11 protein-coding genes and 1 tRNA gene are annotated in these 14,655 nt (G+C 71.4%); 2 read left to right on the top strand and 10 right to left on the bottom strand.

Translation table 11 applies throughout. The features are described 5' to 3' along the window. Positions 1-129: 129 nt before the first annotated feature. The 3 genes from PKE99_RS13375 to PKE99_RS13365 all read right to left on the bottom strand — a co-directional run bounded on the left by PKE99_RS13375 (position 130) and on the right by PKE99_RS13365 (position 2,879). Complete coding sequence (locus PKE99_RS13375; protein ID WP_271214879.1) at positions 130-1,419, bottom strand: HNH endonuclease signature motif containing protein; 1,290 nt, start codon at positions 1,417-1,419, stop codon at positions 130-132. Between the two features lie 412 nt (positions 1,420-1,831). Next, positions 1,832-1,908: transfer RNA gene (locus PKE99_RS13370), tRNA-Pro, on the bottom strand. Positions 1,909-1,943: 35 nt separating this feature from the next. Further along, the gene (locus tag PKE99_RS13365; RefSeq protein ID WP_037049425.1) at positions 1,944-2,879 is read right to left on the bottom strand and encodes a metallophosphoesterase; all 936 of its coding nucleotides are present in this window, start codon (positions 2,877-2,879) and stop codon (positions 1,944-1,946) included. A gap of 45 nt (positions 2,880-2,924) precedes the next feature. On the opposite strand from PKE99_RS13365, the gene PKE99_RS13360 reads away from it, so the two are divergent. Next, complete coding sequence (locus PKE99_RS13360) at positions 2,925-3,392, top strand: GatB/YqeY domain-containing protein (protein WP_037049431.1); 468 nt, start codon at positions 2,925-2,927, stop codon at positions 3,390-3,392. Between the two features lie 113 nt (positions 3,393-3,505). Here PKE99_RS13360 and PKE99_RS13355 read toward each other — a convergent pair whose 3' ends face one another. The 7 genes from PKE99_RS13355 to PKE99_RS13325 all read right to left on the bottom strand — a co-directional run bounded on the left by PKE99_RS13355 (position 3,506) and on the right by PKE99_RS13325 (position 14,041). Next, a complete protein-coding gene (locus PKE99_RS13355) occupies positions 3,506-5,653 on the bottom strand; it encodes a hypothetical protein (RefSeq protein WP_037049433.1) in 2,148 nt (715 codons plus the stop codon). After that, a complete protein-coding gene (locus PKE99_RS13350) occupies positions 5,650-6,033 on the bottom strand; it encodes a hypothetical protein (RefSeq protein WP_156067789.1) in 384 nt (127 codons plus the stop codon). The genes PKE99_RS13355 and PKE99_RS13350 overlap by 4 nt, the downstream gene beginning before the upstream one ends. Before the next feature lie 168 nt (positions 6,034-6,201). Beyond that, on the bottom strand, positions 6,202-8,898 hold the full coding sequence (gene topA / locus PKE99_RS13345) for a type I DNA topoisomerase (protein ID WP_051737866.1): 2,697 nt from the start codon (positions 8,896-8,898) through the stop codon (positions 6,202-6,204). A gap of 405 nt (positions 8,899-9,303) precedes the next feature. Beyond that, positions 9,304-10,200, bottom strand: coding sequence for a hypothetical protein (locus PKE99_RS13340; protein WP_156067791.1), 897 nt, complete (start codon positions 10,198-10,200; stop codon positions 9,304-9,306). A 113-nt stretch (positions 10,201-10,313) separates the two neighbouring features. Beyond that, entirely contained in the window at positions 10,314-10,910 is a 597-nt protein-coding gene (locus PKE99_RS13335; RefSeq protein ID WP_037049437.1) for a hypothetical protein, read from the bottom strand. 71 nt (positions 10,911-10,981) lie between these two features. Next, positions 10,982-11,542 (bottom strand): hypothetical protein, encoded by a 561-nt coding sequence (locus tag PKE99_RS13330; RefSeq protein WP_037049439.1) that lies wholly within the window; start codon positions 11,540-11,542, stop codon positions 10,982-10,984. 201 nt (positions 11,543-11,743) lie between these two features. Then, positions 11,744-14,041 (bottom strand): sodium-translocating pyrophosphatase, encoded by a 2,298-nt coding sequence (locus tag PKE99_RS13325; protein ID WP_051737848.1) that lies wholly within the window; start codon positions 14,039-14,041, stop codon positions 11,744-11,746. Between the two features lie 228 nt (positions 14,042-14,269). Here PKE99_RS13325 and PKE99_RS13320 point away from each other — a divergent pair, with 228 nt between their 5' ends. After that, positions 14,270-14,650: a hypothetical protein gene (locus PKE99_RS13320; protein WP_156067793.1), complete on the top strand. Its 381-nt coding sequence runs from the start codon at positions 14,270-14,272 to the stop codon at positions 14,648-14,650. Positions 14,651-14,655: the final 5 nt, after the last annotated feature.

Here is a 14,655-nt window from a genome sequence, read left to right as displayed (position 1 = left end):
CCCGCGATGCGGCGCGGCTTCTCTTGGCGGCTGCAACCCCAGCCGGGTGCCGAGTGGACGCCCGAGGAGCCGCGGAGGATCCCGGCTTCTGCCTGCCCTTGTCCCCGGCAGCCCCGTACTCATCGGCCCTTACTCCACGGGCTGGAGGAGGGGTGGTGGTTTCCGGCGGGGTGTGCGGCTGCGGTCGATCCAGCTCGGCGGGAGGAACTCGGGCAGCCCGTCGAGCATCCGGACCTCCCAGTGGGAATGGTGGATCAGCCGGTGGTGGACGGAGCAGAGCATCACCAGGTTGTGCAGGGCGGTCGGCCCGCCGTGCTGCCACTCGCGCACGTGGTGGATGTCGCACCAGGAGGGTGGGCGGTCGCAGCCGGGGAAGGCGCAGCCGCGGTCGCGGACGGTGACCGCGCGGCGCAGCCCGTCCGGGACGGTGCGGCTGGTCCGGCCGACGTCGAGGGGGACGCCGGTGCCGTCGAGCACGACCGGGATGACCGCGGCGTCGCAGGCCAACTGGCGCAGGGTCTGTGGGGTGAGCTGGCCGCCGAACTCCAGGGACGCAGACGATGCGCGCCGCTCGAGGTCCTCCAGCCGGACGGTGACGGTCAACTGCGGGCGCCGGCCGCCGGTTTCGGGCAGTCGCCCACGCGACAGCACCTGCACACACACCTCGGCGAGCGCTTCGGCCTGCCGCTGCGCGCTGCTGCGCTGGTCGTCGGCGTCCCGCGGGGCGGCCCCGGCATCCACGACCGCAGCGATCGCGTCGAACAGGGCGGCGTCGTCGTAGCGGCCGGCGAGCTTGCCGCCGGGGCGGGTGCGGAAGCGCGAGAGCCGCAGTTCGTTGAGCTGCGCGGGTGGGGTGTCGTCGGGTTCGGGGCCGTCCTGGTCGAGGAGCTCGAGCAGTTGGGTGCCCCAGGTGTGCAGCTCGGAGGGCGTGTAGATCGCGGCGTTGGCGGCGAGTTGGACCTCGGCGCCGGCCCAGGTCTTCGGGTCGAGTCGGCGGGCGGGGCCGCTGTCGAGCAGCCGGGCGATGACTTCGACGTGGCGGAGCCCGGCTTCGCCGGAGGCGAACACGGTCGCGGTGGCAGGAAGTCGGGCCGGCAGCGGAACGCCGTCGAGCCCGATCTGTTCGCAGACGTTCTCGGCGGCGATCACGCGGCGGCGGGCCTCGAAGCGTTCCCAGCCGAGCAGATCGGAGAGTGCGCCGGTGGGCGAGCGGTAGCCGCGCTCGGCGAACACACCGCGCCGCTGGAGATCGGCGGTGGCGTCGACCACGGCCCGGTCCAGGAAGCGTCGGGCTTCCTCGTAGGCGATCAGCGCGGCGATGAGGTCGTCCGGTTCGGCGATGGGTCCAGCGGCATCGGTCAGCTGCGCGATGGCCTGCTGGAGGCGCTCGCGCGCGGTGCCGACGGGCCCTGCGTCCATGCCCTGATCATACTCGAACTGATGTTCGAACTCTGGCTCATCGTCGCAGGTCAGTGGCCGTTCGGCGCTATGCCGAGGACCCATCAGGAGCGCGTCCTCCTGGCCTGGGCCGCTCGTCGCGCTTCACTCACCGCTCCCCAGAGAGCCGTCCGCACCACCTGAATGGCGGCCCGTGTCCGTGCGGGCCGCTGCCGCCGGCAACGCGCTCCTGAACGTAGTCCCGGCGCTCACCGAAGCGGCCTCCAGGCGCGCGGAGCGCAGTGGCAGCGGATTCCACCTTCACATCGGCGAGTAGATCCCGAGGCCGGCTTCGACCCCTGCCGCCGAGCTGAGGACACCAGGGAGCTCCAGGACTCCAGGTCATCCGAGAGAACGACGAAGGCCCAGGTCTGCTGACCTGGGCCTCCGAATATGGTCGGGGTGACAGGATTTGAACCTGCGACCTCTTCGTCCCGAACGAAGCGCGCTACCAAGCTGCGCCACACCCCGAGGGCCCGCGGTCTCCCTGCGAGCCGTGGTGAACTCTACCCGACGGTTCCGGCGGCCTGCGCGGGGGTGGCCCTTGCGGCGCCGGGGGCGGCCGGACGGGGCACGAGGGTCAGCAGGCTGGCCTCCGGCGGGCACGCGAAGCGCACCGGCGCGTAGGGCGAGGTGCCCATGCCGGCCGAGACGTGCAGCCAGGTGTGGGCACCCCAGCGGGAGGCGCCGCGGGCCCGCGAGCGGTCGATCCCGCAGTTGGTCACGATCGCGCCGTACCAGGGCAGGCGCAGCTGGCCGCCGTGCGTGTGCCCGGCCAGGACGAGGTCGACGTGGTCGGCCGCCATCCCGTCGAGCACCCGCGGCTCGGGCGAGTGGGTCAGGCCGAGCCGCAGGTCGGCCGTCATCGGTCCGGAGACGCTGTCGTAGCGGTCCAGCGACAGGTGCGGGTCGTCGACCCCGACGATGCCGATCCGCCGGCCGTCGACGTCGAGGAACAGCCGCTGGTGCGTCGCGTCCTGCCACCCGCGCTCGACGAACGCCGCCCGCAGGTCCCGCCACGGCAGCGGCTCGCCGTGGATGCGGCGGTCCGAGCTGCGCAGGTAGCGGGCGGGGTTCTTCGGGGTGGGGCCGAAGTAGTCGTTGCTGCCGAACACGAACAGGCCCGGCTTCTCCAGCAGCGGCCCGAGCGCGGCCAGCACGCCGGGCACCGCCCGCGGGTGCGCCAGGTTGTCGCCCGTGTCGACGACGAGGTCCGGCTCCAGCGCGGCCAGCTCGGCGACCCAGCGCTTCTTGCTCTCCTGGTCGGGCGTGAGGTGCAGGTCGGAGACGTGCAGGATCGTCAGCGGCCGGCTGCCCTCGGGCAGGACGGGCACGGTGGCCTCGCGCAGCGTCCACCGACGCCGCTCGTACCCGGCCGCGTAGGCGACCCCCGCAGCGCCGGTGGTGACGGCGCCGATGGCCAGGCGAGCGAGGCTGTTCACGTATCCCAGCGTACGGGCAGCGAGCGGTCGACTAGCGTCACGCCCGTGAGCACCCTCAAGGAGCAGCTGCGCAAGGACCTCACCGCGGCGATGAAGGCCCGCGACGAGCTGGTGAAGGGAACCCTGCGGATGACCCTGACCGCGATCGGCAACGCCGAGGTCGCGGGCGAGGCGCACCGGGAGCTCTCCGACGACGAGGTGCTCGGCGTGATCCGCAAGGAGGCCAAGAAGCGGGCCGAGTCCGCCGAGGCGTTCTCCGCCGCGGGCCGCGAGGAGCTGGCCACGCAGGAGAAGGCCGAGGGCGAGGTCCTGGCCCGCTACCTGCCGCAGCAGCTGGGGGACGACGAGCTGGCCGCCCTCGCCCAGCAGGCCGTGGCGGACGTCGAGGCCGAGACCGGTGAGAAGCCCGGCCCCCGGCAGATGGGGCAGGTCATGAAGAAGGCGCAGGCCGCCGCCCAGGGCCGCGCCGACGGCAAGCGCCTCTCCGCCGCCGTGAAGTCCCTGCTCACCTGACCTGCCCGAACCGGACGTCGTGCGCTAGGTCCGCACGACAGAGCCGTAGGTGTATTCCGGACGTCGTGAGTGGCATGGCACGTCGCTCTGTTGCGATCGCCGATCGCGGAACTTCATGTCGACGCGCCCCAGTCGTGTCGCTTCTTCTCCTTCTGAATCCAGTCTCGCCCTTCGATGGCAACAGCCTCCATAACGCGCATCGCGTTCCTGACCCCCGAGGTCTCTAACGCGAGCTCAAACAGCCGTGCCTGATCCTCGCCCGGCTCCGTCAGGTCCTTATAGTTCTCCACTCGGATCTCGGTCTCCGAGCCGTTGACCAATGCGATGATGAAGTCCTGCTGGTAGAGATGACCAGTCTCGTCGGCGCTCGCCTCGATCTCGTTACCGGTCTCGTCCTCAACGCTGATGATCGTGAGTCGCCTGCCCGGCGCGACCCGACCCGCCTCACGGACGGTGGCCGAAGCCACCTTGTCGTAGTGGAACCCGAGGCGCTTTCGGTCCCCGAGGTGTCCGGTGAAGAAGTCGAGCTCGATCTCGAACTGACGAAGTCCGTTCTCGGTGAGTAGGAGCAGCTTCGTTCCGTACTTCTCATAACGCACTGGACCGCGTGGCTCCCGCGCTCGGCGGCCGTCGGGTCTGCCCTCCGTCAGCGCGAGGTGAGTGAAGAGGTCACCAGGACGGAGTCCGTAGAGCTTCAGGGCATCGTTGCGGATCGCCCGAAGATCAAAGTCGAGCCACGTGGCGATCTCAACGTCTGAGGGCCGGTCCTTGAGGTAGTCCATCTGACGGTGGAACGCGCGGGTGGCTTCAGCGAGTTCGTCGTCTGTCTCGCGACGTTGCCACGTCGCCACCTTGTGGCTCGCGCAGGTTGACGCAACCTGGACGTACGCGCCGCTCCCCGCGACGAGGGTGCACAGCCAAAGGAGGATGCCGGCGCCTGAAGCTGTCGCGATGATGTTCGCGCTGAGTAGCACTGCGATGACGAGCAGGAGGACTGCGCCCACCGGCCCAGCCAGACGGCGGAAGTGGTCAGGTCGGTAGATGTCAGGCCAGGCTTTGAACTCGGCTCGGTCCCAACGTTGCCTCATGCGTTCGGCGTGGTGCCGGGCGAGCCATTCAAGGCTAGCCGGGTTGCGGCGATGCCGGGATCCGTACAGATCGATGCACTCCTGGCGCAACGATCGCCGGATACCCTCGGTATCCTTCCGCCACTGCTTGGCCTTCTGCTTATCGGTCGGGCTCGCGAAGAAGAACTCCCGGTTGTACATATCCCGCACGGTCGCCTTGAACCGTTTCGCATCCTCTCGGGAGTCGATCCTCGTGTCATCGAAGCGCGGAGCGCGGCGCTTCTCGAGGCGCGTCCTCGTGAGCCGGTTCCACCGACGGGCCGCGCTGACCCCTACGAACCCCCATCCCGCGCCTGTGGCAGCGGCGACGAGTGCCGGGAGAAGGAAGCTGGCCACAGTGCGGCCGATGCCCGACGTGAGGGCCAAGAAGTACCCGGCTGTTAGGGCAAACACGATGCACAGCGCCCCGGACAGCGCCCAACTCCGAATCGGATGAGGATCCTGGTCGACATAGCGGCGCAACGGCCTGGCCGGGTCGGGGATGAAGTACTTTCTGGCTCGTCGACGGCGGTCGCCGTCGAAGCGCCCTTGGTCGATCTCCTCGGCACGGCGCAGTTCCATCTCATCCTCGGCCACGCCCGCGAGGAGTCGGTCGAGGTGGCGGCCGATGTCTCGCCGCACGTCCCGCGCGAGCGCGGTGTACAGAGCGAACACCTCGTCACGATCGGGTGCCGGGGCCGGTGCCGGCGGAGCACCTCGACGCAGGACGAGGTCGAGGATGCGGCCGATGACGAAGAGCCCTTGTTGGTAGTGATCGTCCGGAGCGCTCGACGCTTGCTCGATGAGAAGCTTGAGCGTGGGCCGAGACTCCATCAGCGCGAGCTCGCTGGCAGAACGATTGCTGACCAGTGCGAGCGCGTGACAGAAGCGGACCTCAGGCGTGTCGTGTCCGCGCGCCCGCGCGTCCTCAATCAATTCTGCTGCTTTGCCCGGGGCTCCTGCCTGCAAGAAGTTGCGGCCGATGCGGAACTTCTCGGCCGGGCTGTCATCCCGTGTCTGATACGTGTAGTTGACGTTGCCATGGACGAAACCGAACTGGGCTCCGACTTGAGCGCCATCGGTGGCCGAGTTCGTCGAAGACTGGCTTGCTGCCCCGTCTTCCCTCCCGTCCGGCTGGTTGCCGGGGCCGGTCATGCCAGATGCTGGATCGAGTCGACGATCTCCGCGATGTCGCCCGACACTGCGGCAGCGCCGGCGACGGCCGTCTTCAAGCCGGTGAGCCCGGCGACGAACCTGGCCCTCCAGCCAGCCTTTCCAGCCTCCTTGTCGTCGATTGCCGCCGAGGCCTCCTCAATGGAGTTCAGCGCTGCCGCAGCCTGGGCTCTACCGATGCCCTGCGTGGACCGGGCCGAGGCGATCAGCTGTTCAAGCTCATCGAGTTGCGCCTGTATGCGTGGGACGCCGGCGACTGCTTCCTGAGGCGGAAGCGATTGCTCGACGTTGCCGGCCACAAAGCCCACCTGCATGCCGACGCGTGCATGGCCCTGCGCGGTGTTCTTGCTGTTTTGATTCACGTTCGCCCCCCGACTACCCGATCGGGTGACAACGCTACGTGCCGTGACTGGGTCGACACATCTCATCTATTGCGGATTGACGGCGGCCTGATGGCTTGATCTCACCGTGGAAGCACGAACGGCGCCTCCGCTCCCTTGAGAGGAGCTGAGGCGCCGTTCCGGTGCGTACTACTTGGCCGGGGTCTTCCTCGCCGGGGCCTTCTTGGCGGCCGGCTTGCGGGCGGGGGCCTTCTTCTTGGCCGGGGCCTTGGCGCGCCGCTCGGCGAGCAGCTCGGAGGCGCGCTCGTCCGTGATCTCCTCGACCGAGTCGCCCTTGCGGAGCGAGGCGTTGGTCTCGCCGTCGGTGACGTAGGGGCCGAAGCGGCCGTCCTTGATCACCATCTTCTTGCCGGTCGAGGCGTCCTCGCCCAGCTCGCGCAGCGGCGGGGTGGCGGCGGCGGTGCGCCGGCCGCGCTGCTTGGGCTGCTTGTAGATCTCCACCGCCTCGTCGAGCGTGACGGTGAACAGCTGGTCCTCACTGGTCAGCGACCGCGAGTCGGTGCCCTTCTTCAGGTAGGGCCCGTACCGGCCGTTCTGCGCCGTGATCTCCTCGCCGGACTCCGGGTCGGTACCGACCAGGCGCGGTAGGGAGAGCAGCTTGAGGGCGTCGTCGAGGGTGACCGTCTCCAGGGACATGTCCTTGAAGAGCGAGCCGGTGCGCGGCTTGGTCTTCTTCGAGGCGTCCTCGGGCAGGAGCTCGGTGACGAACGGTCCGTACCGCCCGTCCTTGGCGACGATCTCGTGCCCGGTCACCGGGTCCGTGCCCAGCGACCGGCCCTCCTGCGGGACCGAGAACAGCTGCTCGGCGATCTCCTCGGTGAGCTCGTCCGGCGGCAGGTCCTCGGGCAGGTTGGCGCGCTGCGTCTTGGGCTTGCCCTCGGCGTCCGTCTCGCCCGTGGGGCGCTCCATGTACGGCCCGTACCGCCCGACGCGCACCACGGCCTCGCGGCCCTGCGAGTCGGTGAACAGCGGGATCGAGTTGATCTCGCGGGCGTCGATCTCCTCGAGGTTCACGCCGACGAGCTTCTTCAGCCCGCCCGCCCTCGCCACCGAGCCCTCCGAGCCCGCGCCGTCGCCGAAGTAGAAGCCGGTCAGCCAGGCGTTGCGGGTGAGGTTGCCCGACGAGATGGCGTCGAGCTCGTCCTCCATCGCGGCGGTGAAGTCGTAGTCGACGAGCCGGCCGAAGTGGTGCTCCAGCAGCCCGACGACGGCGAACGCCACCCACGAGGGCACGAGCGCCGAGCCCTTCTTCCAGACGTATCCGCGGTCCTGGATCGTCTTGATGATCGACGCGTACGTCGACGGCCGGCCGATCCCGAGCTCCTCGAGCTTGCTCACCAGGCTCGGCTCGGTGAACCGGGCCGGCGGGTTCGTCGAGTGGCCCTCGGGCGTGAGCTCGGCAGCGGTGAGGGCCTGGCCCTCGGTGAGCTGCGGCAGCCGCGACTCGGCGTCGTCCGCCTGGCCGCCCGAGCCCTCCTCGATCGTCTCGACGTACGCCTTGAGGAAGCCGGGGAAGGTGATCGTGCGGCCGGAGCTGGCGAACACGACGTCCTCGCCGGTCGCCGCCGTGCCGTTGATCCGCACGGACACCGTGGTGCCGCGGGCGTCGGCCATCTGCGAGGCGACGGTCCGCTGCCAGATCAGCTCGTAGAGGCGGAAGTCGTCCCCGTCGACCTCGCGGGCGATCTCGCCCGGGGTGCGGAAGGTGTCGCCGGCGGGCCGGATCGCCTCGTGGGCCTCCTGGGCGTTCTTCACCTTGCGGGTGTACTGCCTCGGCGACGGCGCGACGTACGAGTCGCCGTACAGCTCGCGGGCCTGCGCCCGGGCGGCCTGGATCGCGGCGTCGGACAGCGTGGTCGAGTCCGTACGCATGTAGGTGATGTAGCCGTTCTCGTACAGCCGCTGGGCGCTGCGCATCGTGCGCTCCGCCGAGAAGCGCAGCTTGCGGCCCGCCTCCTGCTGCAGCGTCGACGTCATGAACGGGGCGTACGGGCGACGGGTGTACGGCTTCGACTCGACCGACGCGACGGTCAGGTCCCGGCCCTCGAGCGACTCCGCCAGCCGGCGGGCGCTCGCCTCGTCGAGCACGGTGACGTCCGTGTTCCTGAGTTTGCCGTCCGGTCCGAAGTCGCGGCCCGCGGCGACCCGGCTGCCGTCGACCGAGACCAGGCGCGAGCCGAACTGGCGCGGGGTCGCGTCGGCGCCCGCGTCCATGGTCGCGGCGATGTCCCAGTAGCCGGCGGAGACGAACGCCATCCGCTCCCGCTCCCGCTGCACGATCAGCCGGGTCGCGACCGACTGCACGCGGCCCGCCGAGAGCTTCGGCATGACCTTCTTCCACAGCACGGGGGAGACCTCGTAGCCGTAGAGCCGGTCGAGGATCCGCCGGGTCTCCTGCGCGTCGACCAGGTCCTGGTCCAGCTCGCGGGTGTTCTCCGCGGCGGCGCGGATCGCCGGTTCGGTGATCTCGTGGAAGACCATCCGGCGCACCGGGATCTTCGGGCGCAGCGTGTCGAGCAGGTGCCAGGCGATGGCCTCGCCCTCGCGGTCGGGGTCCGTCGCGAGGAGGAGCTCGTCGGCGTCCTTGAGCAGGTCCTTGAGCTCGGAGACCTTCGACTTCTTCTCCGGCGTGACGATGTAGAGCGGGTGGAACTCGTTGTCGACGTCGACACCCAGGCGGGCCCACGACTCGCCCTTGTACTTGGCCGGGACGTCCGCCGCGCCGCGCGGCAGGTCCCGGATGTGCCCGACCGACGACTCGACGACGTAGTCGTTGCCGAGGTACGGCTGGATCTTCTTCGCCTTGGTGGGGGACTCGACGATCACCAGGCGGCGCACGCGCCCGCCGGCCGATGTGGCCGTGCCGTTCCCGTTGCGGCGCCCCCCGCCGGCCGCGCTGCGGCGCGTGCGGGTGCCGGCGGCCGTGCCGTTGCTCTCGGCAGGCGCGTCGGTGTCGGTGCTCGTCGTTCGGGTTGCCACGTGGTCCTACTCCATCCCTCCGGCCGCGTCGCCGGTCACGCACCGGTTCGCGTCCGACTTCCGGGCGTCTCGGTCGGGGCGGCGCGACGGACCGTTACCTCCGGTCACCGCGTCACTCCCCTTCGACCCCGGGATCGACAGTATTGCTCCCCCGCCGGTCCCCGCCGCCACGGTCGCACACCGACCGAGCATGTCGCATCCGTCACACCGCGTCGCGACCTCCGGGGCGACCGGGGGAGCGTAGCCCGCGGGTCAAGCCCTGGGTCGACCCCAGTGCCTGGGCCATTCGGCGGTGTCCACATCCTCGGGCGCGGGGCCGACCAGCTCCACGAGACGCTGCAGGCGCCGCGCTCCTGCGATCCGTAACGCCGGTCCGGCCGCCGGGCATTCCGGCGCGACGGCCGGGACGAGCGCGAGGTGGTGGCTCCGGCACTGCGCCGGGGCGGGCGGCGCCGGCGGCAGGTCGAGGGCGGTGGTGCCGTCCGTGAGCAGGATCGCCGGGGCCGGGCGGGTGGGCGACGACCTGGGCGCGGGTGGGATGACCGGGCCGCTCGTGGGCGCGGGTTCGGCGTCGGGACATGCATCGGGGTCGTCCGTGGTGAGAGCGTCCTCCGTGAGCGCGGAGCCCGCCTCGGTGTCCGCCGCGGCGCGCTCCCGACAGCCCTCGCAGGGTGGGAGCACGATCCGCGCGGGCGGCAGGCCCAGCCGCGTCGTGGCGGCGATCAGGGCGTCGTGGGTGCCGGGTGCGGCGCCGTCGAGGGGCAGGACGCAGCCCCCACGCCCGTCCGCGCGGCCGCAGGCGAGCACCCAGAGCCGCAGGGCGGTGCCGTCGAGCTGGAAGCCCGCCGGCACGCTCTTGCGCCGGTCCCGGCCCGTCCAGGCCCGCGCGAGGCCGGCCAGGTCGCGGCGGTAGGCGGTACGCAGCTCCCGTCCCGCGCAGGTCCGCTCGCCGAGCTCGAACGGGATGCCGAGCGGCGCCGCCGCGGCCCGCACGGCCGCCGCCCGCCCCGCGTCGGCCACCTGGAGGCTGATCCGTGCGGTGTCCCCGGCCCCGAAGCGGGTGATCCGGGCCGGCCCGCACAGCAGCCCGGCGAGATCGCCGAGCCGCAGGGGCCGGGCGTCCGCGGAGAACAGCGAGAGCTGGGACACGTCGCGCACCCTAGAACATCTGTTCGAGAGGTGATCGCGCGGCGCGCCGGATTCGCCCGACCGGACGGCGACACGCCGAACCGACACGCGCACCCCGGGTTACCGGGTGCGGCTCATCGCGGTGCGGCGCCCGGGATCGCCGCGAGCTTCGTGCAGTTGCCGGCCTGCTGGGCCGCCTTGTCGAGGCGCGGCGAGGTCTTGAGGTCGCCGAGCGCGTCGGGCGCCGTGAGCTGCGTGAGGTTGGTGTTGGTCTCGTCCAGGGCGGCCCGGAAGGCGTCGACGTTCGCCGGGTCGGCGGCGTCGACCTTCGCCTTGGCGGCGCCGATGTCGTTCTGCAGCTTCTCCAGGCCGGACGAGATCCGCGCGACGGTGTCGTCGCCGCCGCCGACGGGCGAGGCCCCGACCGTGCCGAGCTGGTCGCGGCTCTGCTGGAGGCCGGTCTGGCTGGCGCCGAGGTAGTCCGACAGCCGCTGCTTGATCGTGGGCAGGTCGGCACCCTCGAAGGCGGGCTGGGCCAGCACCGGGGTCGTGTAGGTCAGGACCGCGCCGCAGACCTTGTCGACCCAGGCCACCGGGTCGGCGCCGCGGCCGGCCGTCGGACGCGGCGCGGGGTCGGCGGTCGGGGTGCCCGCGACGACGGTCGCGCAGCCGCTGACGGACAGCAGCCCGCCGAGCACCACGGCGACGGCGAGCCGGGACGGGCGAGGCACGGGGCGCCTCCAGGGGACGAGGGGAGCGGGGGCCGGGGACCGACAGTACGCGAGCGGGCCGTCCCGCCTGCTCAGCCGCCGGGCGTGGGGCTGCTGAGGCGGCTGAGGTTCTGGCAGGCGGGCGCCTTCGTCGCGGCGTCGGTGACCGCGGAGTCGAGGCCCGCCAACGGGTCCTGGTTCGCGTCCTGCAGCTGCAGGACCGGCGCGACCGCGCCCTCGATGTCCTGCTGCAGCGTCGGGGAGGAGAGGTCCAGGGCGTCGACCTGGGTCCTGGCCTGCTGGAAGGCCGAGCGGTAGCCGGTGAGCTGGTCGCGGAACTTCGTGACGGCCTCGTCGCCGCCGGAGACCGGGGAGGCGCCGAGGGTGTCCAGGTCGGCCAGCGCCTTGTCCAGCGACGTCGCCGTGTTGCCGAGGTAGGCCGACAGGTTGCGCGCCTGGGCGGGCAGGTCCGGGGCCGCCTGCGGCCCGACGATCGCCGCCTCGCGGAAGGTGGCGTAGGAGCTGCACAGGCCGTTGGTCCAGTCGACCGTCTCCTGCTCGCTCGCGCCGCCGCACCCGGCGAGCAGCAGCCCGGTCGCGACCGCGGCCACCGCCGCGGCGCGGCGCCGGGCGGCGCTGGTACGCATCGTCATCCGTGTCCTCCACGTCGGCCCTGCTGGCGGCCCCCCGGACGCCCGTCCGTCCCGTTCGCCCCGTCCGGGGCGCTGAGACGGTAGCGAGTCCGGCGTGGACGCAGGAGGCCGCCCGCCCCCGGAGGGGGACGAGCGGCCTCCTGGATCGCCGAGAGGGCCCGGCGCCCGGCCGACCGGACTCCGCCGGTCGGCCGCGCCGGATCACGCCACGGGGCTGTCCGCGGGCGTCTCCTGGATCGACGACGTGCGGCGCTTCGACACCGTGACCGCCGCGACGATGATGATCACCGCCACGACGGCGATCGCGATGCGGATCGGGGCCGAGGCGCTGTCGCCGACGGTGAACACGACGACCGCCGGCGCGATCAGCACCGAGACCAGGTTCATGACCTTGATCAGCGGGTTGATCGCCGGGCCCGCGGTGTCCTTGAACGGGTCGCCGACGGTGTCGCCGATGACCGTCGCCTCGTGGGCGTCGGAGCCCTTGCCGCCGTGGTTGCCGTCCTCGACCAGCTTCTTGGCGTTGTCCCACGCGCCGCCGGAGTTGGCGAGGAAGATCGCCATCAGCGTGCCGGTGGCGATGGCGCCGGCCAGGTAGCCGGCCAGCGGGCCGACGCCGAGGCCGAAGCCGACCGCGATCGGGGCGAAGATCGCGAGGAGGCCGGGGGTGGCGAGCTCGCGCAGCGAGTCCCGGGTGCAGATGTCGACGACCCGGCCGTACTCCGGACGGTCCGTGCCGTCCATGATCCCCGGCTTGCTGGCGAACTGGCGTCGCACCTCGTAGACGACCGCGCCCGCGGCCCGGGTCACGGCGTTGACCGCGAGCCCGGAGAACATGAAGACGACGGACGCACCGATGATCACGCCGACGAGCGTGTTCGGGCTGAACACCTCCGCGCTGAACGTGTTGCCGGCGTCCTGCAGCGCGACCCCGGCCTTGGCGAGCGCCTGGGTGAACGCGTCGCGGTACGAGCCGAACAGCGCCGTCGCGGCCAGCACCGCGGTGGCGATGGCGATGCCCTTGGTGATCGCCTTGGTGGTGTTCCCGACGGCGTCGAGCTCGGTGAGGATGTCGACGCCCTCGCCCTCGACGTCGCCGGACATCTCGGCGATGCCCTGGGCGTTGTCGGAGACCGGGCCGAAGGTGTCCATCGCGACGATCACGCCGACCGTGGTCAGCAGGCCGGTGCCCGCCATGGCCACGGCGAACAGCGCGACGACGATGGAGCCCGACAGCAGGAACGCCCCGTAGACGGCGGCGCTGATCACGAGCGCCGTGTAGACCGCGGACTCGAAGCCGATCGAGATGCCGGACAGGATGACGGTGGCGGCGCCGGTCAGCGACGAGCGTCCGACGTCCTGCACCGGCTTGTCCTCGGTGCCGGTGAAGTAGCCGGTCAGCCAGAGGATGACGCCCGCGAGCACGATGCCGATGATCACGGCGACCGACGCGATGATCCGCGGGTCCTGGGTCAGCGTGGTGACGGACGCGTCCGTCGGGTTCGTCAGGTCGGCGAAGCTGCCGGGCAGGTAGACGAACGCCGCCACGACGGACAGCACGCCGGCGAAGACCGCCGAGATGTAGAAGCTGCGGTTGATCGCCTTGAGGGTGTTCTCGCCGGCGCGGGCCCGGGTGACGTAGACGCCCATGACCGCGGTGATCACGCCGATGGCGGGGATGATCAGCGGGAACAGCAGGCCCTGCAGGCCGAACGCGGCCGAGCCGAGGATCAGCGCCGCGACCAGCATGACCGCGTAGGACTCGAACAGGTCGGCCGCCATACCGGCGCAGTCGCCGACGTTGTCGCCGACGTTGTCCGCGATGGTCGCGGCGTTGCGCGGGTCGTCCTCCGGGATGCCCTGCTCCACCTTGCCGACGAGGTCGGCGCCGACGTCGGCCGCCTTGGTGAAGATGCCGCCGCCGACTCGCATGAACATCGCCAGCAGCGCGGCACCGAAGCCGAAGCCCTCCAGGACCTTGGGGGCCTGACCGGCGTAGACCAGCACGACCAGGGCCGCGCCGAACAGGCCCAGGCCGACGGTGAACATGCCGACGACGCCGCCGGTGCGGAACGCGATGCGGGTGGCCTTCTCCCGGCCGCCCGGTTCCCGCGAGGCCGCGGCCACGCGGATGTTCGCCCGGGTGGCGAGCCACATACCGGTGTAGCCGATCGTGGCGGAGAAGACCGCACCGATCACGAAGAAGATCGACCGGCCGATGCGTTCGCCCAGGTCGTCGGCAGGCAGCGCCAGCAGCAGCAGGAAGACGACGACCACGAAGATGCCGAGCGTCCTGAACTGTCGTTTCAGGTACGCCTGGGCGCCTTCCTGGACCGCTTCTCCGATCTCCTGCATCCGCTTGGTGCCCTGGCCGGCGGCCAGCACCTCCCGGAGCAGCATGTAGCCGATGGCCAGGGCCGCGAGCGCGACGACGGCGACCACGCCGACGACGACGCGATCACCCGAGCCGAGCTCGAGGCCCACAGCGGGCACGGACATCCGTCCTCCTGTTGCGTCGGTGTGCGCCAGGGAGGCCGATCCGGCCGGCTCGCGTTCCGACGGCATCCCTGGCGTCGAGCGCATGCTCCGTCGCGTCGGTGCGACGGGCGCGTGCAGTGTACGAGTGTGTCCGATGTCGCAGTTGAGATCCACACCACCCCACCTCCCCGTCGGGCGAGGTGATCGAGAACACAGACGGCCGAATGGCCGAACCCGCAGGTCCAGTTGATGATTGAACGATCATCGAAAGAGGCCGTCTGCGGCTTCTACGACCACGTGCTCGACCTGCCGGCCGCGGATCGCGAGCTGCTCCTCGGAGCCCTCGCCGCGGCGCCCGCCCGGGACGGGGTCGCCCAGGACTTCGGGCTGCTCGCGCCGGGCCCTGCCACCGGTGCGGCCGCCGGCGCCGTGGCCGAGCAGGGCTGGATGTGCTGCTTCTCCGGCCGCTACCACCTGCACAGCGCCGGGCTCCTCGGCCCGGAGGAGCGGTTCGTGGTCGCGGTGCTCGGCGGCCGGCCGCGGGTGGGCGGCCGGGCGCAGGCGCGGGACGAGTCCGACGCGGTGGCGTCGGCGGCCGACGTGCTCACGGGGGCGTTCGGCAGCGACTGACCTTG

The organism is Pseudonocardia halophobica (assembly GCF_027922425.1).
GTDB classification, from domain to species: Bacteria; Actinomycetota; Actinomycetes; order Mycobacteriales; family Pseudonocardiaceae; genus Pseudonocardia; species Pseudonocardia halophobica.
The sequence above is the reverse complement of the archived record's forward strand: the minus strand, read 5'-3'. Positions and strand labels throughout refer to the sequence as shown.